The following is a 304-nucleotide window of genomic DNA, read 5'->3' as shown; positions in this document are numbered from 1 at the left end:
GACGTGGAAGCCGACGCGCTTTCGGCCAACGACGAGACGCGCTCCTTCTTCGCGAGCCTGGGGATGCCCACCACTCTTGCCGAGCTGGACGTGGAAGACACCGACATCCCGAAGATGCTGCCGACGCTGGCCCAGAACAAGGGCATCCCCTTCGGCACCTTCAAGAAGCTGACCCTGGAAGACGCCGAGGCCATCTACAAGCTGGCGCTGTAGGGGGCGGGGTTCGGAAGCCTAATTCTCGAGCAGCAGGTCTCCGTTGTCGAGCTTCTCCTGCAAGTAGTAGCGGAAGTAAGGGAGGTCGAAC

The 304-nt window shown here is 61.8% G+C and carries 1 pseudogene; it reads left to right on the top strand.

The features are described from left to right. A pseudogene (locus NE591_RS14165) lies at positions 1-213 on the top strand (NADH-dependent alcohol dehydrogenase); the annotation flags it as partial. Positions 214-304 lie beyond the last annotated feature (91 nt).

Origin of the sequence: Adlercreutzia sp. DFI.6.23, assembly GCF_024462535.1 — a bacterium.
Lineage (GTDB): Bacteria > Actinomycetota > Coriobacteriia > Coriobacteriales > Eggerthellaceae > Adlercreutzia > Adlercreutzia rubneri.
This window is presented reverse-complemented; position numbering and strand designations above follow the sequence as displayed.